The 25,895-nt window shown below is 38.2% G+C and carries 41 protein-coding genes; 2 read left to right on the forward strand and 39 right to left on the reverse strand.

The window, feature by feature from the left end; all coding sequences use genetic code 11:
* Window positions 1-2 precede the first annotated feature (2 nt).
* The 34 genes from AC4BC5_RS05415 to thiD form a co-directional block, all read right to left on the reverse strand.
* On the reverse strand, window positions 3-800 hold the full coding sequence (locus AC4BC5_RS05415) for an energy-coupling factor transporter transmembrane component T family protein (RefSeq protein ID WP_490497138.1): 798 nt from the start codon (window positions 798-800) through the stop codon (window positions 3-5).
* On the reverse strand, window positions 790-1,656 hold the full coding sequence (locus AC4BC5_RS05420) for an energy-coupling factor ABC transporter ATP-binding protein (RefSeq protein ID WP_490497139.1): 867 nt from the start codon (window positions 1,654-1,656) through the stop codon (window positions 790-792). The genes AC4BC5_RS05415 and AC4BC5_RS05420 overlap by 11 nt, the downstream gene beginning before the upstream one ends.
* Entirely contained in the window at window positions 1,632-2,471 is an 840-nt protein-coding gene (locus AC4BC5_RS05425; protein WP_490497140.1) for an energy-coupling factor ABC transporter ATP-binding protein, read from the reverse strand. Before AC4BC5_RS05425 ends, AC4BC5_RS05420 begins: the two co-directional genes overlap by 25 nt.
* A gap of 421 nt (window positions 2,472-2,892) precedes the next feature.
* Window positions 2,893-3,273 (reverse strand): 50S ribosomal protein L17, encoded by a 381-nt coding sequence (gene rplQ / locus AC4BC5_RS05430; RefSeq protein ID WP_016176270.1) that lies wholly within the window; start codon window positions 3,271-3,273, stop codon window positions 2,893-2,895.
* Window positions 3,274-3,296: 23 nt separating this feature from the next.
* Window positions 3,297-4,235, reverse strand: a complete 939-nt coding sequence (locus AC4BC5_RS05435; protein WP_016176271.1) for a DNA-directed RNA polymerase subunit alpha — start codon at window positions 4,233-4,235, stop codon at window positions 3,297-3,299.
* Between the two features lie 80 nt (window positions 4,236-4,315).
* A complete protein-coding gene (gene rpsK, locus AC4BC5_RS05440; protein ID WP_016176272.1) occupies window positions 4,316-4,705 on the reverse strand; it encodes a 30S ribosomal protein S11 in 390 nt (129 codons plus the stop codon).
* 27 nt (window positions 4,706-4,732) lie between these two features.
* On the reverse strand, window positions 4,733-5,098 hold the full coding sequence (rpsM, locus tag AC4BC5_RS05445; protein WP_016176273.1) for a 30S ribosomal protein S13: 366 nt from the start codon (window positions 5,096-5,098) through the stop codon (window positions 4,733-4,735).
* A gap of 18 nt (window positions 5,099-5,116) precedes the next feature.
* Complete coding sequence (rpmJ, locus tag AC4BC5_RS05450; protein ID WP_010742772.1) at window positions 5,117-5,233, reverse strand: 50S ribosomal protein L36; 117 nt, start codon at window positions 5,231-5,233, stop codon at window positions 5,117-5,119.
* A 32-nt stretch (window positions 5,234-5,265) separates the two neighbouring features.
* Window positions 5,266-5,484, reverse strand: coding sequence for a translation initiation factor IF-1 (gene infA, locus AC4BC5_RS05455; protein WP_002288695.1), 219 nt, complete (start codon window positions 5,482-5,484; stop codon window positions 5,266-5,268).
* Between the two features lie 188 nt (window positions 5,485-5,672).
* Window positions 5,673-6,317 (reverse strand): adenylate kinase, encoded by a 645-nt coding sequence (locus AC4BC5_RS05460; protein WP_490497141.1) that lies wholly within the window; start codon window positions 6,315-6,317, stop codon window positions 5,673-5,675.
* Between the two features lie 61 nt (window positions 6,318-6,378).
* Window positions 6,379-7,671, reverse strand: a complete 1,293-nt coding sequence (gene secY / locus AC4BC5_RS05465) for a preprotein translocase subunit SecY (RefSeq protein WP_490497143.1) — start codon at window positions 7,669-7,671, stop codon at window positions 6,379-6,381.
* Window positions 7,672-7,674: 3 nt separating this feature from the next.
* On the reverse strand, window positions 7,675-8,115 hold the full coding sequence (gene rplO, locus AC4BC5_RS05470) for a 50S ribosomal protein L15 (protein WP_490497144.1): 441 nt from the start codon (window positions 8,113-8,115) through the stop codon (window positions 7,675-7,677).
* A gap of 44 nt (window positions 8,116-8,159) precedes the next feature.
* On the reverse strand, window positions 8,160-8,339 hold the full coding sequence (gene rpmD / locus AC4BC5_RS05475) for a 50S ribosomal protein L30 (protein ID WP_490497145.1): 180 nt from the start codon (window positions 8,337-8,339) through the stop codon (window positions 8,160-8,162).
* A 14-nt stretch (window positions 8,340-8,353) separates the two neighbouring features.
* On the reverse strand, window positions 8,354-8,854 hold the full coding sequence (rpsE, locus tag AC4BC5_RS05480; RefSeq protein ID WP_016176278.1) for a 30S ribosomal protein S5: 501 nt from the start codon (window positions 8,852-8,854) through the stop codon (window positions 8,354-8,356).
* Between the two features lie 20 nt (window positions 8,855-8,874).
* Complete coding sequence (gene rplR / locus AC4BC5_RS05485) at window positions 8,875-9,231, reverse strand: 50S ribosomal protein L18 (RefSeq protein WP_490497146.1); 357 nt, start codon at window positions 9,229-9,231, stop codon at window positions 8,875-8,877.
* Window positions 9,232-9,289: 58 nt separating this feature from the next.
* Complete coding sequence (gene rplF, locus AC4BC5_RS05490; RefSeq protein WP_490497147.1) at window positions 9,290-9,826, reverse strand: 50S ribosomal protein L6; 537 nt, start codon at window positions 9,824-9,826, stop codon at window positions 9,290-9,292.
* Window positions 9,827-9,857: 31 nt separating this feature from the next.
* Window positions 9,858-10,256: a 30S ribosomal protein S8 gene (gene rpsH / locus AC4BC5_RS05495; protein ID WP_490497148.1), complete on the reverse strand. Its 399-nt coding sequence runs from the start codon at window positions 10,254-10,256 to the stop codon at window positions 9,858-9,860.
* A 35-nt stretch (window positions 10,257-10,291) separates the two neighbouring features.
* Window positions 10,292-10,477 carry a type Z 30S ribosomal protein S14 gene (locus AC4BC5_RS05500; protein ID WP_007207616.1) on the reverse strand — a complete coding sequence of 62 codons (186 nt, stop codon included), beginning with the start codon at window positions 10,475-10,477 and terminating at the stop codon, window positions 10,292-10,294.
* An 18-nt stretch (window positions 10,478-10,495) separates the two neighbouring features.
* Entirely contained in the window at window positions 10,496-11,035 is a 540-nt protein-coding gene (gene rplE, locus AC4BC5_RS05505) for a 50S ribosomal protein L5 (protein WP_490497149.1), read from the reverse strand.
* Window positions 11,036-11,063: 28 nt separating this feature from the next.
* Complete coding sequence (gene rplX / locus AC4BC5_RS05510) at window positions 11,064-11,375, reverse strand: 50S ribosomal protein L24 (RefSeq protein ID WP_490497150.1); 312 nt, start codon at window positions 11,373-11,375, stop codon at window positions 11,064-11,066.
* A gap of 35 nt (window positions 11,376-11,410) precedes the next feature.
* Window positions 11,411-11,779 (reverse strand): 50S ribosomal protein L14, encoded by a 369-nt coding sequence (gene rplN, locus AC4BC5_RS05515; RefSeq protein ID WP_016176284.1) that lies wholly within the window; start codon window positions 11,777-11,779, stop codon window positions 11,411-11,413.
* 59 nt (window positions 11,780-11,838) lie between these two features.
* On the reverse strand, window positions 11,839-12,105 hold the full coding sequence (gene rpsQ, locus AC4BC5_RS05520; RefSeq protein WP_016176285.1) for a 30S ribosomal protein S17: 267 nt from the start codon (window positions 12,103-12,105) through the stop codon (window positions 11,839-11,841).
* 24 nt (window positions 12,106-12,129) lie between these two features.
* Window positions 12,130-12,318, reverse strand: a complete 189-nt coding sequence (rpmC, locus tag AC4BC5_RS05525) for a 50S ribosomal protein L29 (RefSeq protein WP_016176286.1) — start codon at window positions 12,316-12,318, stop codon at window positions 12,130-12,132.
* Complete coding sequence (gene rplP, locus AC4BC5_RS05530) at window positions 12,308-12,742, reverse strand: 50S ribosomal protein L16 (RefSeq protein WP_010734464.1); 435 nt, start codon at window positions 12,740-12,742, stop codon at window positions 12,308-12,310. Before rplP ends, rpmC begins: the two co-directional genes overlap by 11 nt.
* A gap of 2 nt (window positions 12,743-12,744) precedes the next feature.
* Window positions 12,745-13,401: a 30S ribosomal protein S3 gene (rpsC, locus tag AC4BC5_RS05535; protein ID WP_016176287.1), complete on the reverse strand. Its 657-nt coding sequence runs from the start codon at window positions 13,399-13,401 to the stop codon at window positions 12,745-12,747.
* Between the two features lie 13 nt (window positions 13,402-13,414).
* Window positions 13,415-13,762 carry a 50S ribosomal protein L22 gene (gene rplV, locus AC4BC5_RS05540; RefSeq protein ID WP_207942207.1) on the reverse strand — a complete coding sequence of 116 codons (348 nt, stop codon included), beginning with the start codon at window positions 13,760-13,762 and terminating at the stop codon, window positions 13,415-13,417.
* 20 nt (window positions 13,763-13,782) lie between these two features.
* A complete protein-coding gene (gene rpsS / locus AC4BC5_RS05545; RefSeq protein ID WP_016176289.1) occupies window positions 13,783-14,061 on the reverse strand; it encodes a 30S ribosomal protein S19 in 279 nt (92 codons plus the stop codon).
* Window positions 14,062-14,103: 42 nt separating this feature from the next.
* Entirely contained in the window at window positions 14,104-14,934 is an 831-nt protein-coding gene (gene rplB, locus AC4BC5_RS05550; RefSeq protein WP_490497151.1) for a 50S ribosomal protein L2, read from the reverse strand.
* 37 nt (window positions 14,935-14,971) lie between these two features.
* Window positions 14,972-15,259: a 50S ribosomal protein L23 gene (locus AC4BC5_RS05555; RefSeq protein WP_207942208.1), complete on the reverse strand. Its 288-nt coding sequence runs from the start codon at window positions 15,257-15,259 to the stop codon at window positions 14,972-14,974.
* Entirely contained in the window at window positions 15,259-15,882 is a 624-nt protein-coding gene (rplD, locus tag AC4BC5_RS05560; protein ID WP_490497152.1) for a 50S ribosomal protein L4, read from the reverse strand. Before rplD ends, AC4BC5_RS05555 begins: the two co-directional genes overlap by 1 nt.
* Before the next feature lie 29 nt (window positions 15,883-15,911).
* Window positions 15,912-16,541 (reverse strand): 50S ribosomal protein L3, encoded by a 630-nt coding sequence (gene rplC, locus AC4BC5_RS05565; RefSeq protein ID WP_490497153.1) that lies wholly within the window; start codon window positions 16,539-16,541, stop codon window positions 15,912-15,914.
* A gap of 21 nt (window positions 16,542-16,562) precedes the next feature.
* Window positions 16,563-16,871, reverse strand: coding sequence for a 30S ribosomal protein S10 (rpsJ, locus tag AC4BC5_RS05570; protein ID WP_016176294.1), 309 nt, complete (start codon window positions 16,869-16,871; stop codon window positions 16,563-16,565).
* Window positions 16,872-17,170: 299 nt separating this feature from the next.
* Window positions 17,171-17,719 carry an ECF transporter S component gene (locus AC4BC5_RS05575; protein ID WP_490497154.1) on the reverse strand — a complete coding sequence of 183 codons (549 nt, stop codon included), beginning with the start codon at window positions 17,717-17,719 and terminating at the stop codon, window positions 17,171-17,173.
* A gap of 2 nt (window positions 17,720-17,721) precedes the next feature.
* A complete protein-coding gene (gene thiD, locus AC4BC5_RS05580) occupies window positions 17,722-18,540 on the reverse strand; it encodes a bifunctional hydroxymethylpyrimidine kinase/phosphomethylpyrimidine kinase (RefSeq protein WP_490497155.1) in 819 nt (272 codons plus the stop codon).
* Between the two features lie 100 nt (window positions 18,541-18,640).
* Between thiD and AC4BC5_RS05585 the strand changes: the two genes are divergently transcribed.
* Both AC4BC5_RS05585 and AC4BC5_RS05590 read left to right on the forward strand, forming a co-directional pair.
* Window positions 18,641-20,074: an aminotransferase-like domain-containing protein gene (locus AC4BC5_RS05585; RefSeq protein WP_490497156.1), complete on the forward strand. Its 1,434-nt coding sequence runs from the start codon at window positions 18,641-18,643 to the stop codon at window positions 20,072-20,074.
* A complete protein-coding gene (locus tag AC4BC5_RS05590) occupies window positions 20,067-20,792 on the forward strand; it encodes an NADPH-dependent oxidoreductase (RefSeq protein WP_490497157.1) in 726 nt (241 codons plus the stop codon). Before AC4BC5_RS05585 ends, AC4BC5_RS05590 begins: the two co-directional genes overlap by 8 nt.
* 299 nt (window positions 20,793-21,091) lie before the next feature.
* Here the strand turns inward: AC4BC5_RS05590 and celB are convergent, their stop codons facing one another.
* From celB to AC4BC5_RS05615, 5 genes are read right to left on the reverse strand one after another with little or no spacing between them, the layout of a single operon-like run.
* Window positions 21,092-22,444 carry a PTS cellobiose transporter subunit IIC gene (celB, locus tag AC4BC5_RS05595; RefSeq protein WP_490497158.1) on the reverse strand — a complete coding sequence of 451 codons (1,353 nt, stop codon included), beginning with the start codon at window positions 22,442-22,444 and terminating at the stop codon, window positions 21,092-21,094.
* Between the two features lie 13 nt (window positions 22,445-22,457).
* Window positions 22,458-22,970: a hypothetical protein gene (locus tag AC4BC5_RS05600; RefSeq protein ID WP_490497159.1), complete on the reverse strand. Its 513-nt coding sequence runs from the start codon at window positions 22,968-22,970 to the stop codon at window positions 22,458-22,460.
* A 37-nt stretch (window positions 22,971-23,007) separates the two neighbouring features.
* Entirely contained in the window at window positions 23,008-23,322 is a 315-nt protein-coding gene (locus AC4BC5_RS05605) for a PTS cellobiose transporter subunit IIA (RefSeq protein WP_490497160.1), read from the reverse strand.
* A gap of 14 nt (window positions 23,323-23,336) precedes the next feature.
* Complete coding sequence (locus tag AC4BC5_RS05610) at window positions 23,337-25,340, reverse strand: BglG family transcription antiterminator (protein WP_490497161.1); 2,004 nt, start codon at window positions 25,338-25,340, stop codon at window positions 23,337-23,339.
* A gap of 20 nt (window positions 25,341-25,360) precedes the next feature.
* Window positions 25,361-25,675, reverse strand: coding sequence for a PTS cellobiose transporter subunit IIB (locus AC4BC5_RS05615; protein ID WP_490497162.1), 315 nt, complete (start codon window positions 25,673-25,675; stop codon window positions 25,361-25,363).
* Window positions 25,676-25,895: the final 220 nt, after the last annotated feature.

Consider the following 25,895-nt stretch of genomic DNA (forward strand, 5'->3'; position numbering starts at 1 on the left):
TCTTAATTTCTTAAATAAATCAGTCCCACAGTAACAAATACATAAACAATCACTGTGACTGTATCACGAGTATGCCAATGTAGCACTCGATACTTGCTACGACCTTCGCCACCTTGATAGCCTCGTGCTTCCATCGCTGTTGCTAAATCATCTGCTCGATTAAAACTACTAACAAATAACGGAATCAGTAAAGGTACAACAGCTTTCATTTTTTGAACTAGATTTCCTTCACCAAAATCGACACCTCGCGCACGTTGCGCATTCATGATTTTTTCTGTTTCATCCATTAACGTAGGTACAAAACGCAAAGCAATCGATAACATTAATGAAATTTCATGTACTGGAAATTTAATCGCTTTTAACGGTCGTAAGATATATTCTATCGCATCCGATAATTCTAATGGTGGCGTCGTTAATGTCAATAAAGTCGACATAAAAATGATTAAGACAAAACGGCAGAAAATGAAGATACCATTTTGAACTCCGAATTCTGTCAATCTAAAAATCCCCCATTGCCAATACACCTGTCCCCCACTGGTAAAGAACATTTGAAGTGCGACTGTAAATAAAATCAACCACAAGAGCGGGCGAACACCACGTAAGAAGAAACCAAAATCGACGTTTGATAAAAAGACACAGAATAAGGTAAAGACAGTTAAAAAGAGATAACTTTGCCAGTTATTCGCAAAGAAGATAATTCCGATAAAATAAAAACTCATTAATAACTTTGTGCGTGGATCTAAACGGTGAATTAAGGAATCGCCTGGAATATAGCGCCCTAAAATCAGTTTATTCATCATGAGCAAGTCCTCCTTGTGCTAAAAGAGCATCTGCTAAAGCTTCCGCAGTGAGTGGTAATGTTTCAAAAGTCATCCCTTTAGCAATCAAACGTTGCGCAAATTCAGCAGCAGTTGGCACTCCCAATTGCTTTTCATGCAACCAAGCAACATCTTGGAAAACTTCTGCTGGCGTTCCATGTTTCACGATTTTCCCTTTTTCTAATACATAGACATAGTCGGCAAAGTTTGCGACATCGTCCATCAAATGCGTTACTAAAATAATGGTTATATTTTTTTCTTGATGCAAGCGATCAAACATTTCCATCATTTCTTTACGCCCTTGAGGATCCAAACCAGCCGTTGGTTCATCTAACACTAACACTTCTGGTTCCATCGCTAAGACGCCAGCAATGGCAACTCGACGCATTTGCCCACCTGATAAATCAAACGGAGAACGATCTAAATAACTTTCATCTAGACCAACTAACTTTAGATTTTCTTTAGCTAAAATTTTGGCCTCTTCTTCTGAGACACCAAAATTCTTTGGACCAAATGCGATATCTTTTTCGACAGTCTCTTCAAAAAGCTGCGCTTCTGGAAATTGGAAAACAATTCCCACTTTTTTACGAATCGGTTTTAAATTTTTATTATTTGTTTCAGGCGTAATCACTCGATCACCAATGACGACTTCTCCTGATGTTGGTTTTAATAAAGCATTCAGATGCTGTAATAATGTTGATTTTCCACTACCTGTATGACCGACAAGAGCAGTATACGATCCTTCTTTGATATCTAAATCAATATCAAATAAAACACGTTGTTCAAAAGGCGACTTGGGTTGATAGGTAAAATTTACTTTTTCAAAATGGATGTCCATAACCAGTCCACCATCCCTTCTTCAGTCAAATAGGTTTGTGGTACATCAACACCACGTTGTTTCAATGATTGTTTTAATTTTTCTGGAAAAGGCAAATCTAAGCCCATTTCAACTAACTTAGGGCCTGCAGAAAAAATCTTTTCTGGCGCTCCTTCATCTACTAATCGTCCTTGACGCATAACTAAGACACGGTTTGCATTTGCTGCTTCATCAATGTCATGTGTAATAGAAAGAACTGTTAAATTATTTTCTTCCTTAATCTTTTTAATAGTCGCTATGACTTCTTCACGACCTTCTGGATCTAACATGCTTGTAGCTTCATCTAAAATAATAATATCTGGGCGCAAGGCCACTACGCCAGCAATTGCTACTCGTTGTTTTTGCCCACCTGATAAACGGACAGGTTCTTTGGTTGCAAAGTCAGACATTCGAACTTGTTCAAGAGCGCTCTTCACACGTTCAATCATTTCCGTGCGAGGAACTCCTTGATTTTCCATTCCAAAGGCTACATCATCTTCAACTGTAGCGCCAACAAATTGGTTGTCAGGGTTTTGAAATACCATTCCTACCATTTTACGGACAGACCAAATATTTTCTTCATTTAATTCTTTCGATCCTACTTTAACTGAACCACTCTCAGGAAGTAATAAACCATTAATTGTTTTTGCCAAGGTTGATTTTCCCGAACCATTATGACCGATAATCGCGACCCATTCGCCTTGATTAATCGATAGCGAAACATCCTCTAAAGCCGGACGGTCATCCGTTCGTTGATATTTGAATGTAAGATTGTTTAATTCAATAATAGGTTTCATAGGTACTCCTTTGTATTAAATTTTTCATCAAAAATTTAGTTCCTTTATCATGTCAGATATCATTATTTTTCGGCAAATAGAAAGCCTATTTCAAATAACTATCTCCACAGATTGATATTGTGGAGTGAATGCTATTTCTTCTATCTGATTCTAACTAACACTACCAAAAAACAAGGTAGATTTCAATTGTTCTGAAGGTTTTCATGGAAAATACGAATTTTTTTCATTCTCCATCAGGCCAAGGTGTCTTGACAGTTAATCGAGGATAAAAAAAAACACTTTATGATGAGTGCATACCCCCTGAAAATCTTCCAGGGGGTAGCGCCGAGCTAGACTCGGAGGTTACCCTCCAACATCATAACACTCTTAAAGTTCATCTACAAAGTGATGCTAAACGGCAAGCCGTTTATTAAGTGTGATTTTAAACTAGTTCTAGGATAACCATTGGTGCAGCATCTCCGCGTCTTGGTTCTGTTTTCAAGATACGTGTGTAGCCACCTTGGCGATCTGCATAACGAGGAGCGATATCGCTAAATAGCTTTTGTAAAGCTGATTCGATAACGATTTCTTCGTTTTCTTCACGTACACTTGCTACTTCATTACGAACGAATGCAGCAGCTTGACGACGTGCATGTAAATCACCGCGTTTTCCTAGAGTGATCATTTTTTCAGCAGTTGAGCGAACTTCTTTCGCACGAGCTTCAGTCGTAACGATGCGTTCGTTAATGATTAAATCAGTTGTTAAATCACGCAACATCGCTTTACGTTGGCTAGATGTGCGTCCTAGTTTACGATAACTCACGTGGTTTCCCTCCTTCGTAAAAATTAATCGTCTTTACGTAAGCCTAAACCTAGATCATGTAATTTTGCTTTTACTTCTTCTAGAGATTTACGGCCTAAATTACGTACTTTGATCATTTCTGGTTCAGATTTATTTGTTAATTCTTGTACAGTATTAATTCCTGCACGTTTTAGACAGTTATATGAACGAACAGATAAGTCTAATTCTTCAATTGTCATTTCTAACATTTTCTCTTTTTGAGTTTCTTCTTTTTCAACCATGATTTCAGCGTTTTTCGCTTCATCAGTTAGGTTAACAAAGATATCTAAATGTTCAGTCATGATTTTTGCAGCTAAACTCATTGCATCTAATGGTTCAATTGAACCATCTGTCCAAATTTCCATCGTTAATTTGTCGAAATCATCACGACGACCAACACGTGTATTTTCTACTTGATAGTTAACACGACGTACTGGTGTGTAGATTGAATCAACTGGAAGAACACCAATCGGCATATCTTCTTTTTTATTTTCGTCTGCTTGAACATATCCACGACCCGGTCTAACAGTTAAACGAGCATGGAAAGTTGTTCCTTCAGAAACTGTACAAATGTACATATCTTTATTAAGGATTTCTACATCACTATCAACGATAATATCGCCGGCAGTTACTGTAGCTGGTCCAGTAATATCGATTTCAAGGGTCTTTTCTTCTTCACCGTACATTTTTAATGCAAGACCTTTGATATTCAAGATGATTTGAGCAACGTCTTCTCGAACACCCTTAACAGTTGAGAATTCGTGTAATACTCCATCAATTTGAATATTAGTGATTGCTGCACCTGGTAGAGAAGATAACAAAATGCGACGTAGGGAATTTCCTAGAGTAGTTCCGTAGCCTCTTTCTAGAGGTTCAACGATGAACTTTCCATAATCTTTCTCTTCATCAATTTTTGCGATTCTTGGTTTTTCGAATTCAATCATTCTTATCTCTTACCCCTTTCAAAACGAAAAGTGTCTTGTTCAATGACGTAATTATTGAAACTCAAAATGAGCGGCACTCATTAAACACGACGGCGTTTTGGAGGGCGGCATCCATTATGAGGAACTGGAGTCACGTCACGAATTGCAGTCACTTCCAAACCTGCTGCTTGTAATGAACGAATTGCTGCTTCACGTCCTGAACCAGGACCTTTAACAGTTACCTCTACAGTTCTTAATCCGTGTTCCATTGCTGCTTTTGTTGCAGTTTCTGCTGCCATTTGAGCTGCAAAAGGTGTTGATTTTCTGCTTCCTCTGAATCCTAATGCACCAGCTGATGACCATGCTAACGCGTTACCATGAGTATCAGTGATCATCACAATTGTATTGTTGAATGTTGAGTGGATATGCGCGATACCTGCTTCAATATTCTTTTTCACACGGCGTTTACGACTCACTTTTTTTGCTGCCATGAAGTTTTAACCTCCTTCACTTAGGAATTATTTTTTCTTGCCTGCTACTGTTTTAGACGGGCCTTTACGAGTACGTGCATTGTTTTTCGTGTTTTGACCACGAACTGGCAATCCACGGCGATGACGGATACCACGGTATGAACCGATTTCCATCAAACGTTTGATGTTTAGGTTAACTTCACGACGTAAGTCACCTTCTACTTTTAACTTATCAATTTCTGCACGAATAGCGTCTGTTTGTTCATTCGTTAAGTCACGAACACGAACGTCTTCAGAAACGCCAGCATCTGCTAGAACTTGCTTTGCAGTCGTGTTACCAATACCATAGATATAAGTAAGAGAAACGACTACACGTTTATCACGAGGAATATCTACTCCTGCAATACGAGCCATATCTTGTTACACCTCCGATTATCCTTGACGTTGTTTATGTTTTGGATTTGCTGGGCAAATCACCATAACGCGCCCATTACGACGAATTACTTTACAATGTTCACACATTGGTTTTACTGATGGTCTTACTTTCATGATAATACCTCCTGTGGTTTTACGGAGTACAATTATTTAAAACGATAAGTAATACGGCCACGGTTCAAGTCGTACGGTGATAGTTCAACTGTCACCTTGTCTCCAGGTAAGATGCGAATGTAGTGCATTCTAATTTTACCAGAAACAGTAGCAAGAACTTGGTGTCCATTTTCCAATTCGACTTTAAACATTGCATTCGGCAAAGTTTCGACGACTGTACCTTCGACTTCAATCATATCTTCTTTTGCCACGCACAGTACCTCCTTGTACTTGTTTCGCATTTTCACACGATAAAATGGCGGAAACCAGTGTTCCCACCTTAGATTCTCAAAACAGCCTTCTAATTTCTTAGAAGTCGGACTGATACATTTTAGCATAATATATCATACTTAGCAAGAGAAAGTTACCAAATTGCAAGTCGGATGCGGGCAATCGATCGTTACTCGATGATATTTTTTACATCTGCAAATACAGCATCGATTTCACGATTACCATCAATTGACTGCAATAAACCTTTGTCTTTGTAATATGCTAAGATTGGTTCACTACTTTTCACATTGATAGCTAGACGATTTTTGACCGTCTCAGGCTTATCATCTTCTCGTTGATAGAAGTCATGTCCGCCACAACGATCACAAGTACCTTCTACTTTTGTAGGGTTGAATACTTTATGATAAGTTGCACCGCAATCGCGGCAAATATAGCGTCCTGCTAGACGATCAACTAGAATTTCTTCAGGGACATGAATTTCGATGACAGAACTGATTTCTTTTCCAAGGTCTTTCAACATTTGATCTAACGCTTCAGCTTGATCTAATGTACGAGGGAAACCATCTAATAAGAAACCTTTGTCTGTATCTGATTCAGCTAAACGTTCTTTTACAATCCCGTTTGTCACTTCATCAGGTACTAATTCACCTTTGTCCATGTATGATTTTGCTTCCAGGCCAAGAGCTGTTTCATTGGCCATTGCGGCGCGAAACATGTCGCCCGTTGAAATATGCGGAATGTTATACTCAGCAATAATACGTTCTGCTTGAGTACCTTTCCCAGCACCGGGTAGTCCCATTAAAATGAGGTTCATTTTAACTCCTCCTGTAAGTTTTTGAATAGTGTTGAGGAAATCCTCAACACCTCATAAAACTTTAATTGATGAAACCAGTATATTTACGTTTTAGCATTAAACCTTCTAACTGCTTAGCAGATTCCAGAGCAACACCAATAACGATTAACAAACTTGTTCCTCCCAAACCAATTGATTGTGGTAAGTTCCAAATCATTTGTGCCAAAATAGGCAATAATGCAACAAGTCCTAAGAATAGAGACCCTACGGTACTTAAACGCATCAAGAGTTTTGAGACATATTCTTCTGTTCCTTTCCCTGGACGAACACTTGGAATATAGCTGCCTTGTTTTTGCAAGTTTTCAGCTAATTTTTCTGGGTTCACCTGAACAAAAGCATAGAAGAACGTGAATCCAACGATTAATGTTGTATATAAAATTGCCCCAGGGACAGTATTATAATTAAAAATCGTTTGGACTATATCAAACCAAGCTTCACCTTGGAATGAACCGAATGCTTGTAAGATAGCATTGGGTGTTGTGATAAAAGAGCTAGCGAAGATAACTGGAATAACCCCAGCAGCATTTACTTTCAACGGAAGGTAACTACTTGTTGGTGCGCCAGCTACTCGTTTTGTATATTGAATTGGGATTTTACGTTCTGCTTGTTGGAAATATGTCACAAAAGTAACAATTGCCAAGACTGCAATCACTAGAATCACCATAAATATGATTGATTTCCATAAATCAGATTGATCAATATTAATAAAGTAGTCTTCAATTAACGCTTTAATATCAACTGGCAATCGTGAAATGATACCTGCGAAGATAATCATTGATACACCATTACCAATTCCTTTTTCCGTAATTTGTTCCCCTAACCAAGTGACAAACATTGTCCCTGTAGTTAATACGATACCGATAAGAATAAAGGTAGCCGCATTTGGATTTGGAACAAACCCGAATTGAGTCCACATTTGAAATCCAGCAGTTAACGCCATTGATTGTAAAAATCCTAAAACTAATGTCAAATAGCGTGTTGCTTGATTCAGTTTCTTACGACCCACTTCCCCTTGTTTTGACCATTCAACGAATTTCGGTACAATATCCATTTGCATCAATTGAACGATAATTGACGCAGTGATATAGGGCGAAACCCCCATGGAAAAAATAGAGAAACGTTGCATGGCACTACCACTTACCAAATCAAGCATATTCAAGAAAGGTAAGCTAGAGATAGCTTGCAACTTAGTAACATCCACGCCTGGCACAGTAATATGTGTACCTAGACGAAAGACGAATAAAATCATTACAGTGAACAAAATTCTTGATCTAATATCCTTGACTTTAAAAGCACCCTTTAAAAGTTTTAACATTAATTAGATCACCTCGATTGATCCACCAGCAGCAACGATTGCTTCTTCAGCTGCTTTAGAGAATTTAGCTGCTTTCACAGTTAATTTCTTAGTTAATTCACCGTTTCCTAACACTTTGATTCCAGCTTTTTCGTTTTTAACTAATCCAGCTTCAACTAAAGTTACAGGAGTTACTTCAGTTCCGTCTTCAAAGCGATTTAGAAGGTCAAGGTTAATTACTGCATATTCTTTACGGTTAATATTAGTGAATCCACGTTTTGGTAAGCGACGGAACAATGGTGTTTGTCCACCTTCAAAACCTAAACGAACTCCACCTCCTGAACGAGCTTTTTGACCTTTTTGTCCACGTCCAGCTGTTTTACCGTTACCAGATGATGTACCACGACCTACACGGTTACGCACGTGACGTGATCCTTCTGCAGATTTTAATTCATGAAGTTTCATGGTTTGGCACCTCCTTAATCAAAGTAAATCTATCAAATTGATACTTAAATTTCTTCTACGTCCACTAAGTGAGATACAGTGTTAACCATGCCTTTGATTGCATCATTAGCAGGTTTAACAACAGTACTGTTCACTTTACCTAGACCTAACGCTTTAACAGTATCGCGTTGGTTTTGAGGACGTCCGATAATACTGCGTTTTAAAGTAATTTTTAATTCAGCCATTATTTTTGTCCTCCTTAACCGATTAATTCTTCAACTGATTTACCGCGAAGTGCTGCCACTTCTTCAGCGCGTTTTAATTGTTTTAATCCTTCAACAGTTGCGCGAACAACATTGATAGGTGTGTTTGAACCTAAAGATTTAGATGTGATATCAGCTACCCCAGCTAACTCCAATACGGCACGAACAGGTCCACCAGCGGCTACCCCAGAACCTTCTACAGCAGGTTTCATTAAGATACGTCCACCACCGAATACACCGATAACTTCGTGTGGGATTGTAGAACCAACCATTGGTACTTCAATCAAGTTTTTCTTAGCGTCTTCAACTGCTTTACGGATTGCTTCTGGAACTTCTTGCGCTTTACCAGTACCAAATCCTACGTGTCCGTTTTTATCACCGACAACAACTAAAGCTGCGAAACGTAAACGACGTCCACCTTTAACAACTTTTGTTACACGGTTAATCGCAACAACGCGGTCTTCTAATTCCAAGTGTTTTGGATCAATATAAACCATGAATGGTGTTCCTCCTTCTTCTAAAATTCTAGTCCATTTTCGCGAGCTGCTTCAGCTAAAGCTGCTACACGGCCATGGTAAAGGTATCCACCACGGTCAAAGACTACTTCTTTAATACCTTTTGCTGCTGCACGTTCTGCTACTAATTTACCAACAGCTTGTGCTTGCTCAACTTTTGTTCCACCTGAAATTTCTTTATCCAAGGCAGAGGCACTTGCTAGCGTCACACCCGCTACGTCATCAATTACTTGAGCGTAGATGTTTTTGTTAGAACGGAAAACGTTCAAGCGTGGGCACTCAGCAGTACCAGAGATTTTGCTACGTACACGTTTATGTCTTTTTTGACGTGTTTTATTTTTATCTGGTTTTGTAATCACAATTGTCACCTCTTTATTTTTGCTAGCCTAAGCTGCGAATCGTAAACCTAGTTTACGATTATTTACCAGTTTTACCTTCTTTACGGCGTACAAATTCACCAACATAGCGAATACCTTTGCCTTTATAAGGTTCTGGAGGACGAACGCCACGAATGTTAGCTGCAAATTCGCCAACCATTTCTTTGTTTGTTCCTGATACAACGATAGAAGTATTAGAAGGAACTTCAACTGTAACTCCAGTTGGTGCGTTCATTTCTACTGGATTTGAATAACCAACGTTCAATACAAGTTTTGAACCTTGTAATTGAGCACGGTACCCAACCCCGATAAGTTCTAATCCTTTTTTGAAACCTTCGCTTACACCAATAACCATGTTATTGAAGTTTGCACGAGTAGTTCCGTGGATTGTTTTCATTTCTTTGCTGTCATTTGGACGAGTGAAAGTTACTTCGCTTCCTTCGATATTCATTTTAATATCTGAAGAAAAAGTACGAGTTAATTCACCTTTAGGTCCTTTAACTGTAACGTCATTTCCTTCTTGCTTGACTTCAACACCAGCAGGAAGAACGACTACTTTATTACCGATACGACTCACGTAGAGACACCTCCTTGTGTATTATTTTAAATTACCATACATAAGCGACAACTTCGCCGCCGACATTTTTAACTCGAGCTTCTTTATCAGTGATAACACCTTCAGAAGTTGAGATGATTGCAATACCTAAACCGTTTAATACTTTTGGTACTTCGTCAGCTTTAACATAAGCACGTAGACCAGGTTTAGAAATACGTTTCAAGTTAGTGATAACACGTTCACCATTTTTTCCATATTTTAGGAAAACACGGATCACGCCTTGTTTGTCATCTTCGATATATTCAACATCACAGATGAAACCTTCTTTTTTCAAGATTTCAGCGATGTCACGTTTGATTTTTGAAGCAGGCACTTCTAATACATCGTGTTTTACCATGTTGGCATTACGGATGCGAGTTAGAAAATCTGCAATTGGATCTGTCATGACCATTAGATGATTTACCTCCTTTATGCGAGTTTACTTGTTTACCAGCTAGCTTTCTTCACGCCGGGAATTTGACCTTTATAGGCAAGTTCGCGGAAGCAAATACGGCAAAGTTTAAATTTACGATAAACTGAATGTGGACGTCCGCAACGTTCGCAACGTGTGTATTCTTGAGTTGAGTGTTTTGCAGGGCGTTTATTTTTAGCAATCATTGATTTTTTAGCCACGTAGTTCGCCTCCTTTTTTTATTTTTGGAATGGCATGCCTAATTGCGTTAACAATTCACGAGATTCTTCATCTGTGTTGGCAGTAGTTACAATAACGATATCCATCCCACGTACTTTGTCTACCAAATCGTAATCAACTTCTGGGAAGATTAATTGTTCTTTGATACCTAATGTGTAGTTTCCACGTCCGTCGAACGCTTTTTTACTCACACCATGGAAGTCACGTACACGTGGTAATGAAACTGATACTAATTTATCTAAAAATTCGTACATTCTTTCTCCACGTAGAGTAACTTTACAACCGATTGGCATTCCTTCACGTAAGCGGAAGCCAGCGATTGATTTTTTAGCTTTAGTAATCAATGGTTTTTGACCAGAGATTAATGCTAATTCTTCAACAGCTTTATCTAAGTTTTTAGCGTTAGATACTGCATCACCCACACCCATGTTGATAACGATTTTGTCAACTTTTGGTGTTTGCATTACAGAACTATATTCAAATTTTTCCATTAATGATGGAACAACTTCTTTTGTATATTTTTCTTTAAGGCGGTTCATTCAGTAAGCCCCTCCTTCCTTAGTTTGATTATTTATCGATAACTTCTCCGGTTTTCTTAGAAACACGGACTTTTTTGCCGTCAACTTCTTTATAGCTAACACGTGTAGCTTCACCGTTAGATGGATCAATCACCATCACGTTAGAAACATGAATTGGCGCTTCAACTTCAACGATTCCGCCTTGAGGAGCAGCTTGAGAAGGTTTTTGGTGTTTTTTCACGATGTTAACACCTTCAACAACAACTTTATCTTTTTTAGGTAAAGATTCTAATACAATACCTTCTTTGTTTTTGTCTTTCCCAGTGATAACTTTAACTTTATCGCCTTTTTTAACAAACATTACTGTTTCGCACCTCCTTTGATAATGAATAACAATTATAATACTTCTGGTGCTAGGGAAACGATCTTCATGAAGTTGCCTTCGCGTAGTTCACGAGCAACTGGGCCGAAGATACGAGTTCCACGTGGGCTCTTATCGTCACGGATAATAACCGCAGCATTTTCATCAAATTTAATGTAAGAACCGTCTGCACGACGTGCGCCTGATTTCGTACGAACAATAACTGCTTTAACTACGTCACCTTTTTTAACAACTCCACCTGGCGTTGCTTGTTTAACCGTAGCAACAATTACGTCACCGATATTGGCAGTTTTACGACCTGAGCCACCAAGGACTTTGATCGTTAGAATTTCGCGTGCGCCTGAGTTGTCAGCGACTCTTAAACGACTTTCTTGTTGGATCACGATGTGTATCCTCCTTTCAGATTTTGGAAATTCAATCTATATAGGAAAATCTCGTGTGATTAAATAATCACTGCCTTTTCAACAATCTCTACTAGACGGAAACGTTTCGTAGCTGATAATGGACGAGTTTCCATAACTTTCACGATATCGCCAACTTTTGCTTCGTTGTTTTCATCGTGTGCTTTGTATTTCTTAGAATATTTCATGCGTTTACCGTAGATAGGGTGGTTTTTCTTAGTTTCAACTACTACTGTAATTGTTTTATCCATTTTGTCGGATACCACGCGACCTTGATAAACTTTGCGTTGATTTCTTTCTTCAGTCATACGCTAAATGGCCTCCTTCCACTATTACTTTGCTTGTTCACGCAAAACTGTTTTGATGCGTGCAATCGATTTACGTACTTCTTGGATACGTGCAGTGTTTTCTAGTTGACCTGTAGCTAATTGGAATCTCAAGTTAAACAATTCTTCTTTTAATTGTTTTTCTTGATCTAGCATTTCGGCAGTGGTTAATTCTCTGATTTCTTTAACCTTCATTCGATTCACCACCCATTTCTTCACGTTTTACGATTTTAGTTTTCATTGGTAATTTGTGTGAAGCAAGACGTAATGCTTCGCGAGCTACTTCTTCAGATACGCCAGCAATTTCAAACATGATTTTTCCACGTTTAACTGGTGCTACCCATCCTTCAGGAGCCCCTTTACCTTTACCCATACGAACCCCAATAGCTTTACTTGTATAAGATTTATGAGGGAAAATTTTAATCCACACTTTCCCGCCACGTTTCATGTAACGAGTCATTGCAATACGAGAAGCTTCAATTTGGCGGTTTGTAATCCAATGAGATTCAACAGCTTGTAAGCCGTATTCACCAAAAGCTACTTCTTTACCACCTTTAGCTTCACCACGCATTTTTCCGCGGAATTCACGACGGTGTTTTACACGTTTAGGTACTAACATGCTTATTTCCCTCCTTTCTCAGTGTTCTTTTTAGTTGGAAGAACTTCTCCACGATAGATCCATACTTTAACTCCAAGTTTTCCGTATGTTGTATCTGCTTCTTCCCATGCGTAATCAATATCCGCACGTAATGTGTGCAAAGGAACAGTTCCTTCAGAGTAACCTTCCGCACGAGCGATATCCGCACCGTTTAAACGTCCTGATACTTGAGTTTTAATTCCTTTAGCGCCAGCGCGCATTGAGCGTTGGATTGCTTGTTTTTGAGCACGACGGAAAGCAACACGATTTTCTAATTGACGTGCAATTCCTTCGCCTACTAATTTAGCGTCTAAATCTGGTTTTTTGATTTCTACAATATTGATGTGTACTCTCTTACCAGTTAATTTGTTCAATTCTTTTCTTAGGCTTTCGACTTCAGAACCGCCTTTACCGATAACCATACCTGGTCGAGCTGTGTGAATTGAAACGTTCACGCGGTTTGCAGCGCGTTCGATTTCAACTGTTGACACAGCGGCATCAGCAAGTTTAGATGCGATAAATTTGCGAATTCTTAAATCTTCGTGTAGAAAGTCTGCGTAATCTTTCTCAGCATACCATTTTGCATCCCAGTCACGGATGATGCCTACACGCATTCCAATTGGATGTACTTTTTGACCCACTGATTGTCCCTCCTTATTTTTCTGATACAACTACCGTAATATGACTTGTACGTTTGTTGATTGGAGATGCTGAACCTTTCGCGCGAGGACGGAAACGTTTCATTGTTGGTCCTTCGTTTACAAAGGCTTCAGATACTACTAAGTTTTCAACATCTAAGTCAAAGTTGTTTTCTGCATTTGCGATTGCTGACATCAATACTTTTTCAATGATTCCAGCAGCTTTGTTCGGTGTGAACTTTAGGATAGCAATTGCTTCAGCAACGCTTTTTCCTCTAATTAAATCGATAACTAGACGTGATTTACGAGGAGAAACGCGGACTGTTTTAGCAGTTGCTTTCGCTGATGTGATTTGTTCTGCCATTTGTATATCCTCCCCTCGAATTAACGTCTTGTTTTCTTATCGTCAGCAACGTGGCCACGATAAGTTCTTGTTGGTGCAAATTCACCTAGTTTATGTCCTACCATGTCTTCTTGGATATAAACTGGCACATGTTTACGTCCATCGTAAACTGCGATGGTAAACCCGATAAAACTTGGGAAGATTGTAGAACGACGAGACCAAGTTCTAATTACTTTTTTCTTTTCAGCGCCTTGTTGTGCTTCGACCTTTTTCATCAAATGATCATCGACAAAAGGTCCTTTCTTTAAACTACGACCCATGGTGAACCTCCTCTCAAAATGTGCAACACATGGTTAATGTAATTATTTATTTTTACGACGAACGATAAGTTTATCTGACTTCGCTTTTTTGCTACGAGTTTTGTAACCAATAGCTGGTTGACCCCAAGGTGATACTGGAGCTGGACGACCGATAGGAGCTTTACCTTCACCACCACCGTGTGGGTGATCGTTAGGGTTCATTACGCTACCACGTACAGTTGGGCGTTTACGCATCCAACGAGAACGACCTGCTTTACCGATATTGATTAATTCGTGTTGTTCATTACCAACTGAACCGATTGTTGCACGGCAAGTTGCTAAGATCATACGAACTTCGCCTGAGTTCAAGCGGATCAATACGTATTTACCTTCTTTACCAAGTACTTGTGCACTTGTACCAGCTGAACGGATTAATTGTCCGCCTTTTCCTGGTTTCATTTCGATGTTGTGGATAACAGTACCTACTGGAATATTTTCTAGTGGTAATGCGTTCCCTACTTTAATATCTGCATCTGGTCCAGAAACGACAGTCATGCCAACTTCTAATCCTTTAGGTGCTAAGATATATGATTTAACTCCATCTTCGTAATGTACTAACGCGATGTTAGCAGAACGGTTTGGATCGTACTCGATAGTTTTAACTAATGCAACTACGTTATCTTTGTTACGTTTAAAGTCGACTAAACGGTATTGACGCTTGTGTCCACCACCTTGGTGACGTACAGTAATGCGACCGTTGTTGTTACGACCTGCATGGTTTTTCAATGGTGCTAATAATGATTTTTCTGGTTTAGAAGCAGTGATTTCTGCAAAATCAGAAGTAGTCATATTACGACGACCATTTGAGGTAGGCTTATAATGTTTAATTGCCACGTCTTTTTCCCTCCTATTTTATTCTAATTCGTACAGCTTATTCAGCTGAGAAAATTTCGATTTCTTTTGAATCTTCAGTTAAAGTCACAACAGCTTTGCGACGTTTTTTTGTATATCCCGCATATTTACCCATGCGTTTGAATTTTGGACGCACGTTGATGATGTTTACGTTTTTCACGTCAACACCAAATGCTGCTTCAACAGCTTGTTTTACTAATGTTTTGTTTGCGCGAGTGTCCACTTCGAAAGTATATTTCTTTTCATCCATAGCAAGCATAGATTTTTCAGTGATCACTGGGCGTTTAATTACGTCTAGTAAGTTCATTATGCAAGCACCTCCTCAATTTGAGTAAGAGCAGTTTGAGTTGCTAACACTTTGTTGTTTGAAACAACGTCTAGAACACTTACGTTATTAGCAGCTACTACAGAAACGTTTGGTAAGTTACGAGCAGATAATGCTGCAAAGTCGTTACCTTCTTCTAATACTACTAATACTTTAGAGTCAATAGACAAGTTAGCAAGAACTTGTTTGAATTCTTTTGTTTTTGGTGCGTTAAAGCTTAAACCTTCAACTGCTACCAAGTTATTTTCAGCAACTTTTTCTGATAATACAGATTTGATTGCTAAGCGACGAACTTTTTTAGGAAGTTTGTAGCTGTATGAACGTGGTGTTGGTCCGAAGACAACTCCACCTCCACGCCATTGTGGTGAACGGATTGAACCTTGACGAGCACGACCTGTTCCTTTTTGGCGCCATGGTTTACGACCGCCACCGCGAACATCTCCACGGTTTTTAACAGCGTGTGTTCCTTGTCTTAATGAAGCACGTTGCATGATGATTGCATCAAAAACAACTGATTCATTTGGTTCGATTCCGAAAATTTCTTCGTTTAAAGTGATTTCGCCAGCTTGGCTTCCATCTTGTTTAAATAATGCTACATTCGGCATTCCTTAGTTCCTCCTTTCTTCCTATCTACTTATTTAGCTTTCACAGCTGATTTAATTGTAATCAATGATTTTTTCGCGCCAGGAACGTTCCCTTTAATAAGGATAACATTACGTTCAGCATCCACACGTACAATTTCCAAGTTTTGGATTGTTACGCGGTTGCCACCCATACGTCCTGCAAGACGTTTGCCTTTGAATACACGGTTAGGTGCAACTGGACCCATTGATCCAGGACGACGATGGTAACGAGAACCGTGAGCCATTGGTCCACGAGATTGTCCGTGACGTTTGATAACGCCTTGGAATCCTTTACCTTTTGTAGTTCCTGTTACGTCAACGATGTCTCCAGCTTGGAATACGTCAACTTTAATTTCTGTTCCTACTTCTAAGCCCTCTAGCTCAACATCCTTGAATTCGCGAATGAAGCGCTTAGGAGCCGTGTTTGCTTTTGCAACATGACCTTTCGCAGGTTTGTTACTTAAAACTTCACGTAAATCTTGGTAACCTACTTGAACTGCTTCGTAACCATCGTTTTCAACTGTTTTAAGTTGTAAAACAACGTTTGGAGTAGCTTCAACTACAGTTACTGGAATTAATTCACCTGATTCTGTGAAGATTTGAGTCATTCCCACTTTTTTCCCTAAGATTCCTTTGGTCATGATTACACCTCCAGTTAATTATTATAGTTTGATTTCGATATTAACACCTGATGGTAAGTCTAGCTTCATTAAAGCATCAACTGTTTTTGGTGTTGGGTTCACAATGTCGATTAGACGTTTGTGTGTACGCATTTCGAATTGTTCGCGTGAATCTTTGTATTTATGTGTTGCACGGATGATTGTATATAGACTGCGCTCTGTTGGTAATGGAATTGGACCTGAAATAGTAGCTCCAGTTCTTTTTGCAGTTTCTACGATTTTATCCGCTGATTGGTCTAAAATACGATGTTCATACGCTTTTAAACGGATACGAATTTTTTGTTTTGCCATTTTTTTCCCTCCTTCGCCTATTTTGAAAAGTAGACATAGCTCCACGAAAATTTTCCGTCACGCTCGTCCATGGCAAAGCGTCCGGGCGTGTCGCAACCTCTCGTTTCGTAGCCGGTAGATTTTTTCTCTACCACTGTGTGTAACATACTCTTTCATATGCAGCACCTCAATGAGTATATTATATCTGCACTAGAATAGCAAGCATTTTATTCAATAAATTTTATTTTTTTCTGAAAACAACAGCAAAACTGTTTTCAAGAACAAACCCTCTGTCACTTAATCAACAGAGGGCTTTCCTTTTACCGAATAAACGTTTGTCTAAATGTTCGATCCATGGCTTTTTTTAATGGAAAATACAAAAATGAAACGATTAACGCTGTCAAACAAACATTAATCAAGGTTGCAGGCAATTTAATTGATGCTGCCGTAAACGCTGGAATGAAATCCATTCCTAAAAACATTTGGCGGATTGTATTTTTAATTTGTGTCATGACTAGCTTAGCCATGCCAGTTCCTGCAGCAATAACCAGGATTTGCCAAACATGGGCCGGATTCTTTTTAAATAGAAGAAACACGCCATATGCGACAGCACCCACAATAAAACTTTCAAGAATAAAATAGGGCGCTTCACTTGCGTAACCATTCAACACATCAAAAATAGCAAATCCTAAACCGCCAGCTAATGAACCTTTGACGTAACCTAAATACAAAACCGATAACAATAATACCGCATTTCCCAGATGAACAAAGGCTCCCGTTGGCAACGGAATTTTGATCATGGTTCCTATCACCGTTAAAGCAGTAAATAAAGCGACTAAAACAATCGTTTGAATACTGGTGTTTTTCATTCTTATTCCTCCATTCTATTTTCTGCTTGGTTATACGCTCCATGCCAAACATGTCCCACATAAGGATTAATACACACACCATGTTCAATTGCTTGGGCAACAAATCTCTTTGCTAGAATAACGGCTTCTTTTGCAGCATAGCCTTTTGCCAAACCTGCTGTAATTGCCGCTGCAAATGTACACCCCGCACCATGATTATAATCTGTTGGAATTAATTCATGTTCCAAAACAGTAAATTCTTTTCCATCATAAAAAATGTCAATCGCTTTATCCAGCCCCAAACGATGACCACCTTTGACAACTACGTGTTTAGCACCTAACTGATGAATAATTATCGCCGCTTGTTTCATCTCTTCAATAGAAGTTAAATCGCCTAAGCCAGATAAAATTCCCGCCTCTACTAAATTTGGCGTTGTTATATACGCTTTTGGTAATAAGTGTTGTTTGATTCCTGTGACACTTTCAGGTTGTAAGATTTGTGCAGTTCCCTTACACGCAATGACCGGATCTACAACCACATACCGGACAGAATACTGTTCAATAAATTCACTTGCTATCTCAATATTTTTTTCATTCCCCATCATCCCTGTTTTCAACGCATCAACGGCGCCACCTGCAAAAACAGAAATCAATTGTTTACGTAATAACTCTTCTGATAATTCAGTCACTTCATGTGACCAACCAGTTTCTGGATTCATTGTAACGATGGAGGTAATACTCGAAAAACCAAAGACACCATATTCTTCAAATGTTTTTAAATCAGCTTGCAAACCAGCGCCACCTGTTGAATCCGATCCAGCAATTGTTAGTACTTTTTTCATACGCTCCCCCCTTGTGTTTTTTAGTATAGCGGATGAGATACTTGACGAAAACAGCCAATTGGCTTATTTTTAAACCATCCAATTCAAAAGGAGTAAGATAATGTGGCAAATTAACAAACAAGATAAAACACCTTTGTATCAACAAATCACTTCACAAATCATCCAAGCTATCCAACAGGGGCAACTAATGCCTGGTGATAAACTTCCACCTGAAAGGCAACTTTCTCAATTATATGAAGTCAATCGCTCAACTGTTGTACGAGCTTTAGAAGAACTCGTGAGCTTAGGCTGGATCACTAGAAAACAAGGAAGTGGCACACGCGTGGCACAAGGCCGTTGGGGGAGTCGCCAACTCTTAATGAACCAATGGCGCTCATTATTGTCAAGTCCGTTTTTAAAAGAGGACCCCTATGTTAGCGAATTAAAGAAAAAACAAGCCTCGACTGATACGATTGATTTGTATACTGGCGATTTACCCGAAGAATTAATTCCTGACTTTGAATTTCCTGCCATTACATGGGAACAAGTATTATATGAAGAAAAAAAGATCCATCCTACAGGTTATCTCCCTTTAAAACAACATTTACTCAATCACTTAGCAGAAGAATTTCATTTACCTACTACTGGTCAAGATTTATTACTCACTTCGGGATCTACGCAAGGAATTTTCTTATTGATTCAAGTTTTATTGGATGCAGGCAGTTATATGGCAACTGAAGATCCTTCTTTTTTATTTGCATTACCTTTATTTGCTTCCTTAGGGATTCATTTGATTGGGATCAAACAAGATGACGAGGGTATTGATTGCCAAGAGTTAGAACATGCTATTCAAACGAAAAAAATCAAATTACTCTACCTTAATCCTAATTATCAAAATCCAACAGGGCGTACAATGTCGTTGGCACGCCGGAAGGAAGTCGTTGCTTTATGTGAAAAATACCACCTGCCTATTATTGAAGATGATGTTTTTAGCGAGTTGGGCTTTGCCGAAACATTACCTTCTCTAAAAAGCTTGGCGCCGGATCAAGTCATTTATGTCGGTTCTTTATCTAAAATTTTTGGTGCCACCATTAAAATTGGTTGGTTGCTTGCACCACAAACCCTAATTACTAGCTTGGCAAGTGCAAAAAAAAGAATGGAGAGCGAGACTGACCTTTTTCCCCAGTTATTAGCGACAGCTGCTTTAACCTCTAACGACTACAAACAAAAACAAAGCTATTTATTGCAAGAACTACACCGTCGCAGTCAAAATTTTGAAGCTATTATGCAAGATTTCACTACGGACTGGGCTTATACACCCATTCAAGGTGGCTTGTATTATTGGTTGACATGGCAACATCAAACGCTGACTAGAAAAGACTGGCAGCTCTTTCTTGAAGAAAATCTCTTGACCGCGCCAGCTTTTCTATTCAGCAATGAGACAATGTCTGTTAGAATAAATTATACACGACTCTCTGATGCACAATTATCCAGATTCCAAACCACTTTATTGCGCATTACTGAGAAAATTAGAAAGGATGCTGTTTATGAATGAAACAATTAATTTATTAAAGAATCATCGTAGTTACCGCAATTTTGATGTGGATTACCAACTTCCAGATGATGAGCTACAAGCAATTTTAGATGCTGCACGTCAAGCACCTTCTTGGATGAATGGCCAGATGTATTCCATTATCGTGATTAAAGATCAAGCTATTCGCCAACAACTAGTCGAGTGGAATCCTGGCAATCCCCATATGTTAAACAGTTCCGTCTTTTTATTATTTGTCGCCGATTTAAAACGAACACAACAAATCGCCCAACAACAAGAGGTTCCTTATCCTGTTGACGAAGGCTTACACCCTTTAATTATCGCTACTACTGATACTAGTTTAGCTTTGCAAAACGCGATTGTTGCTAGTGAGTCTCTTGGATTAGGCGTGGTACCAGTTGGTAGTGTTCGAAATAACATTGAAGAAATCAGTGAATTATTACATCTACCGGATTATGTCTATCCTGTTGCAGGCTTAAGTATCGGCAAACCCATTGTTGCTATGAACGTAAAACCACGCTTACCTGAAAAAGCAGTCGTGCATTATGATACGTATCAACCTTACGAGGAACAAGTCATTGCTGATTACGATGAAACCATGGAAAAATTTGGTGAAGCTCGCGAAACCAAGCGTTGGACGAAAAAATTTGCTGACTACTTTAGTCAAAAACCCGCCGAAAATATTGATGCCTATTTGAAAAAACAAAAATTAATCAAATAAGAAAAACTTAGGACATTGCGCTGTCCTAAGTTTTTTTTCATACATATATAAAAGCAAAGTGTTGTTGCGAAAGTTGATTTTCTTTTCTAAAATGGATGATATTTTTTGCTAAGGTCATTGGTACATTTCGCCTAAAACAAGCAGTTATTTGCTTTTAATTTTACTAAAAAGGTTAGTTTTTCACACGCACTTATTAGTTGCACCTTGATATATCAGCTTCTTCAGATATTAATCAAAACGCCTAAGAATTCATGAGTGAATTCCTAGGCGTTTATTTGACTCATTTGAGTGATGAATGATTATGCTAATTCTTCACTTATTTCTTGTTCTTCTTTCACAAGACGTGCATCATAAGCTTTGGCAAATGGTAGCCAGATAACAAAGGCAGCTAAAGCACATATTACTGCGACCACCGCAGCCTTCCAGTCACCACCTGTACCAATAAATGCACCGATACCGATTGGTGAAGGCCAAGGCATTTGTGCAATCATTGGACGAATAAGTTCTAATTTAATCGCAAAGAAAGCAATTGACATCGATGCCATTGGAGCCAAGAAAAATGGTAAAGCTAAGAATGGATTATAAATAATTGGAACCCCAAAAATTAATGGTTCATTAATATTGAATAAAGCTGGAACGATAGATGCTTTACCTAATACTGATAATTGTTTTGATTTTGCCATGTATACTAAGAATAAACAAAATCCTAAGGTCGCGCCAGAACCACCTACTGTTACGTATGCATTATTAAATTCCCCTGCTAAAGCATAATTTCCACCTTCAACGTTTGCAACCAAGTTTGTTAAAGCAATTGGGTTGATAAATGAGAAGATAATGTTTGCGCCATGAATCCCAACTAGCCATAATGCATGCACTAAGAAATAAATGACCATTAAGCCTAACCATGTATCTGTTAAGTTCGTTACAAATCCAAATGGAATTGAAATCAATTCAAAGATATCTGTTCCTAAAGCAATCAATGCTCCATTAATCAGGATAACGGCGAATGCTACAACGAAAGCTGGAATCAACGCAGTAAAGGCACGAGCAACACCTAATGGCACTTCTTCAGGCATTCTGATTACCCATTTTTTTGCTACACATAACCGATATAGCTGAACAGCAATAATCGACATAATAATTCCAGTAAAGATACCAACTGTTCCTAAACGAGCCGGACCGTCACCACCGATTGCCCAACCATTAATAATAACAGCTTCTGCATCATTAACTCTAGTCATCACACCATCTTCGAAAACAAGTTGCGGAATTGCCATAAAAAATGCGAACATAGATAATAACGCACCACTCATTGGCGCCATATCTAATCCATCTTCTTCAGCAATAATCTTCGTATATTCATAACCTAATACGATACAAAAATATAATGCTAAAATCCCCATCGTCGTACTATTAGCTAACATGTATAAATCACTAAATTTGAAGAAAGTTGCATTAAAGAATCCCTCTAGCACTGGAAACGTTAACGGCAGTACGTTTAATACTAAAAACATTGATCCAACGATTGTAAATGGAATTGTTGCCATCCCAGCACCCATAATTGCTCGTACAATTTTATACTGGGCAATTTTGCCCATAGGTCCCATGATTGCTTTTTCCAAAAAAGAAAACAGTTTGCTTTGTCCTTCCATTTGTTCCACTCCTTTATCTCATTTCTTTTTCAAATTCCTGGATATATTGATAATGTTTATCTTCTTTATGATCAATAGCAGTGATTCGTTTGATACATGCAAAGGAAATTAACCCACCAATCACTAAGATACTTGTCATAAATAATCGTGCACTCCACGTAGTTGCTAAAAATGGAAAGAACCACGAATAACTAATACCTGTTAGTGTAATGAACATCATTACAAGATTCACACCAATTTGAAAATAATGATACGAACGATTGTAACGAAGCTTCATCGGTTGATATTCTCCTGAACTGTATAATTTCACGTGTTCTGCTATTGCTGCAAAACTAAACACTAACAAAAATCCTGGTACAAGAGCCGTCATCATTCCACTTAACGCAAGTCCCAGAGCCCAGTATAAATTTGCAAAAAAGAACAATGCTAACATATAACGTAATAATAAATAGCGATTATATCTAAAGTTTTTGACAGCTGTCTTTTTCTTAAATTCTTGTCGCTGTTGTTTTGTGTCTTGTTTCATGATTCCTCACCCTTCTCACCCAAGTTTGCGAACGAAATTAACGACTTCGTTCATATAACGCCAACATTTCCAATGCCACCTCTCGTAAAGTCATCGTGGTCATCAAGTGATCTTGCGCATGCACCATAATCACTTCCATTACGACTTTTTCACCATTTGCATAGGCTTGTAATAAGCCAGTCTGCGATTTGTGGGCCTTAACCAAAGAGTCATTTGCCGCCTCTAGTTTTTCTGCTGCTTCTTCAAATTTATCTGCACGCATTGCTTGAAATCCTTCGTGGACTAATGTACGTGCATCTCCACTATATAAAATGATTTCAAAAGCTACTTCCTGTAATTTATCCGAATCCATTTTTCTTCCTCCCTTTACAAATAATCAATGAAATTTTCCATAAATTCATCAAATGTTTGAGAAGCAACTAGCGACTCACAAAATGCTTCATTTTCTAAAATTGGTACAAACATTTGATTAATTTTATCAATCCGTACTTGCCTTGCTTTATCTGGTAAGGATAAAAAGACTAACTGAACGGCTGGATGTTCTTCGTCCCAAAAAATTCCTTGCGGTGCAATTGCAACTGCCACATGCGCTTGTTGAGTTACTGGTTCCAGCGGATGTGGAACTGCTAACGCTGGTGAAAAAGCTACTGAGCTATAGGTATCCCGCAAGTGTAATTGTTTGGTTAGTTGTTCTTTAATTGATGATTCTTCGACTTTTTCTACCCGATCCACTAATTCACTCATAACGCTCTCTTTATCACTTTTACCTGCTAAATGGATAAATAACTTCGGTGAGAAACATTTTTCTAACAAAGCGATTTGCTTCTTCTTCATTTCTCCCGTCAACATTAGCGTTTGATTATTGACCCGTTGAATCCCTTTATGTTTTGATAATTCATGATTGACTCGTTGAATATCTTTCTCATCAAGAAAGACACTTACATGGACAACAGGGATATTGTACCCATCCATGGGTAAAGCAATAGATGAAATGATTAAATCAATGTCATCTAATTTTTTATTAGCTAATTCGTAATAACCTACGACTGAATCAATCATTATTTTAGAGCTAAATTCATGATCCAAACGAATCTTCAACATTTGCGAACTACCTAACCCTGTGGCACAAATGACTAAGACACGGGCTTTTTGATTATTGAAGAAGCGTTCAACGGATGCCGTTAAATGAATGGTTACGTATGCCCATTCTTCTTCGGTTACTTGATATTTTTCAAAAACAGGCATTTCTGAAAAATAATGAATCGTCATTTTGAATAACTGAGAATATTTTTGCTTAATTTCATTCAATAATGGATTTTTAATACTAGTTCCATTTTGTAAACGTAATAATAATGGTGTAAAATGCATCATTAAACCATTAATTAAATTTGTATCGTGCTCAAACTGAAACCCTGTTTTCTTATCTAAAATCATCAATGTATCGAGCAATTGATTTTTTATTTCAGCTTCATTGTATGCCGTTTTTTTCAAAACCTTGCTCGTCGATAAGCGATTTCGCAAATGCATTGAAATATAAGTGGCTTCCTCTTCTGGAAATTCAATGCCTATACTCGTTTTTATTCGTCGAATGATATTCAATGCCGTTTGATATTCCTTAGAATCTGCTGAAATAGTAATTTGACTTTGTTCAATTTGAAAACCAGTTTGTAGACGTTTGATAGCTAAACCAATATGCAACACAATGTTATAAATAATGAAATCAGATAATTTCAATTTTGACTCTCGACATTCATCAAGCACAATGATTACGAGCTCTTCAACACTAATCCCTTCCAGCAAATCTGCATACATCGAGAATGTATAGAGATTATCATGCAGATGGTTCATAAAAAAATAACTCATAATAAAATGGCGCTTATTTTGCTCATCACCTACGATATAAATACCAACGCCAGTTTTACTTTTCACTGCGAGTTTATAAGGCTTTAGCATTTTTTTCATTTCTACAATATCATTGGAAATTGTCGAGCGAGAGACATAGAGCTCACTCGCCAAATCATCCACACGTGCTTCATTTTGTTCAAACAGCAAGCGATGCAAGATGAAATATTGGCGATCTTCTGACTCATGTATCGTTGTAATATCACGTGCCAACGATACATCTTGAGCTTCTTGTTGATAAAACTGCTGAAACTGTTGATCATCAGTCACCAACAATCGATACCCTTGTCCTTGTTTCGCCTCTAAATGAGCGCCATTCTTTGCTAATATATCTCCGACTAAATGTAGATATTTTCTAGCAGTTCGATCAGATATATAAAGATTGGAAGCAACTTCCTGACTTGTTGTGTATACATGACGATTGGCAAAAAGTAATTTGATTATTGATAATTCTTTTTGATTCAACATTTTCTCTCAACCCTTAATAGTTAAATATTTTCTTCAACCACAGTGGCTAGCTTTTGAATCCCCATCGGAATTGGAACATATGCTTGGGGAGGAATATTTACAATTGGTTTATTCGTTTTATCAGCGGCTTTTTTCAAGTTGTCGTAATACATTTTTGTTTGTGGACTTACCAAATACAAATCATATTCGTCCTTAGCAATGGTCGATGCGCCTTGTGATGCAGAAGTAGCTTCTAGTTCGATTTCGATTCCTTTACTTGCGAATAGTTCTGTTGTTTTTTTAGCAATCACTGAAGAAGACATTCCTCCAGCGCAGATAATTAATGCTTTTTTCATATTATTTCCCCCTAAAATATATTTTATATTCGCTAACAGCGATTATGACTTATCAATATGGCCAATCTCTTTTTTATAAACAAACTAGTTAAATCTTAAGTTTATCACACTTTCCTGACCACATTTGTATCATAGCATAAAACGCTTTCATTTTAGAATAGAGGTTATTTCCGTATCGATACGGAAATAAGATGTCTCATTTTTTCCGGAAGCTTAAGAA

It is taken from the genome of Enterococcus sp. AMC2644 (assembly GCF_058216475.1).

Coding starts and splice junctions, on each gene's coding strand:
- rplD (WP_490497152.1), bottom strand. CDS start 15,882: ATGCCGAATGTAGCATTATTTAAACAAGATGGAAGCCAAGCTGGCGAA.
- rplC (WP_490497153.1), bottom strand. CDS start 16,541: ATGACCAAAGGAATCTTAGGGAAAAAAGTGGGAATGACTCAAATCTTC.
- AC4BC5_RS05585 (WP_490497156.1), top strand. CDS start 18,641: ATGTGGCAAATTAACAAACAAGATAAAACACCTTTGTATCAACAAATC.
- rpmC (WP_016176286.1), bottom strand. CDS start 12,318: ATGAAGGTTAAAGAAATCAGAGAATTAACCACTGCCGAAATGCTAGAT.
- AC4BC5_RS05415 (WP_490497138.1), bottom strand. CDS start 800: ATGATGAATAAACTGATTTTAGGGCGCTATATTCCAGGCGATTCCTTA.
- rplE (WP_490497149.1), bottom strand. CDS start 11,035: ATGAACCGCCTTAAAGAAAAATATACAAAAGAAGTTGTTCCATCATTA.
- AC4BC5_RS05590 (WP_490497157.1), top strand. CDS start 20,067: ATGAATGAAACAATTAATTTATTAAAGAATCATCGTAGTTACCGCAAT.
- AC4BC5_RS05615 (WP_490497162.1), bottom strand. CDS start 25,675: ATGAAAAAAGCATTAATTATCTGCGCTGGAGGAATGTCTTCTTCAGTG.
- AC4BC5_RS05575 (WP_490497154.1), bottom strand. CDS start 17,719: ATGAAAAACACCAGTATTCAAACGATTGTTTTAGTCGCTTTATTTACT.
- rpsH (WP_490497148.1), bottom strand. CDS start 10,256: ATGGTCATGACAGATCCAATTGCAGATTTTCTAACTCGCATCCGTAAT.
- rplV (WP_207942207.1), bottom strand. CDS start 13,762: ATGGCAGAACAAATCACATCAGCGAAAGCAACTGCTAAAACAGTCCGC.
- AC4BC5_RS05605 (WP_490497160.1), bottom strand. CDS start 23,322: ATGGATTCGGATAAATTACAGGAAGTAGCTTTTGAAATCATTTTATAT.
- thiD (WP_490497155.1), bottom strand. CDS start 18,540: ATGAAAAAAGTACTAACAATTGCTGGATCGGATTCAACAGGTGGCGCT.
- AC4BC5_RS05425 (WP_490497140.1), bottom strand. CDS start 2,471: ATGAAACCTATTATTGAATTAAACAATCTTACATTCAAATATCAACGA.
- rpsM (WP_016176273.1), bottom strand. CDS start 5,098: ATGGCTCGTATTGCAGGAGTAGATATTCCTCGTGATAAACGTGTAGTC.
- secY (WP_490497143.1), bottom strand. CDS start 7,671: ATGTTAAAACTTTTAAAGGGTGCTTTTAAAGTCAAGGATATTAGATCA.
- AC4BC5_RS05600 (WP_490497159.1), bottom strand. CDS start 22,970: ATGAAACAAGACACAAAACAACAGCGACAAGAATTTAAGAAAAAGACA.
- celB (WP_490497158.1), bottom strand. CDS start 22,444: ATGGAAGGACAAAGCAAACTGTTTTCTTTTTTGGAAAAAGCAATCATG.
- AC4BC5_RS05420 (WP_490497139.1), bottom strand. CDS start 1,656: ATGGACATCCATTTTGAAAAAGTAAATTTTACCTATCAACCCAAGTCG.
- rplP (WP_010734464.1), bottom strand. CDS start 12,742: ATGTTAGTACCTAAACGTGTAAAACACCGTCGTGAATTCCGCGGAAAA.
- rpsS (WP_016176289.1), bottom strand. CDS start 14,061: ATGGGTCGTAGTTTAAAGAAAGGACCTTTTGTCGATGATCATTTGATG.
- AC4BC5_RS05460 (WP_490497141.1), bottom strand. CDS start 6,317: ATGAACCTCATTTTAATGGGACTACCCGGTGCTGGGAAAGGTACTCAA.
- rpmD (WP_490497145.1), bottom strand. CDS start 8,339: ATGGCTGAATTAAAAATTACTTTAAAACGCAGTATTATCGGACGTCCT.
- rplX (WP_490497150.1), bottom strand. CDS start 11,375: ATGTTTGTTAAAAAAGGCGATAAAGTTAAAGTTATCACTGGGAAAGAC.
- rpsQ (WP_016176285.1), bottom strand. CDS start 12,105: ATGACTGAAGAAAGAAATCAACGCAAAGTTTATCAAGGTCGCGTGGTA.
- AC4BC5_RS05555 (WP_207942208.1), bottom strand. CDS start 15,259: ATGAACTTACTAGACGTAATTAAACGCCCAGTGATCACTGAAAAATCT.
- AC4BC5_RS05435 (WP_016176271.1), bottom strand. CDS start 4,235: ATGATTGAATTCGAAAAACCAAGAATCGCAAAAATTGATGAAGAGAAA.
- rpmJ (WP_010742772.1), bottom strand. CDS start 5,233: ATGAAAGTAAGACCATCAGTAAAACCAATGTGTGAACATTGTAAAGTA.
- rplO (WP_490497144.1), bottom strand. CDS start 8,115: ATGAAACTTCATGAATTAAAATCTGCAGAAGGATCACGTCACGTGCGT.
- rpsE (WP_016176278.1), bottom strand. CDS start 8,854: ATGGTTTATATTGATCCAAAACACTTGGAATTAGAAGACCGCGTTGTT.
- AC4BC5_RS05610 (WP_490497161.1), bottom strand. CDS start 25,340: ATGTTGAATCAAAAAGAATTATCAATAATCAAATTACTTTTTGCCAAT.
- rpsJ (WP_016176294.1), bottom strand. CDS start 16,871: ATGGCAAAACAAAAAATTCGTATCCGTTTAAAAGCGTATGAACATCGT.
- rpsK (WP_016176272.1), bottom strand. CDS start 4,705: ATGGCAGCAAAAAAAGTGAGTCGTAAACGCCGTGTGAAAAAGAATATT.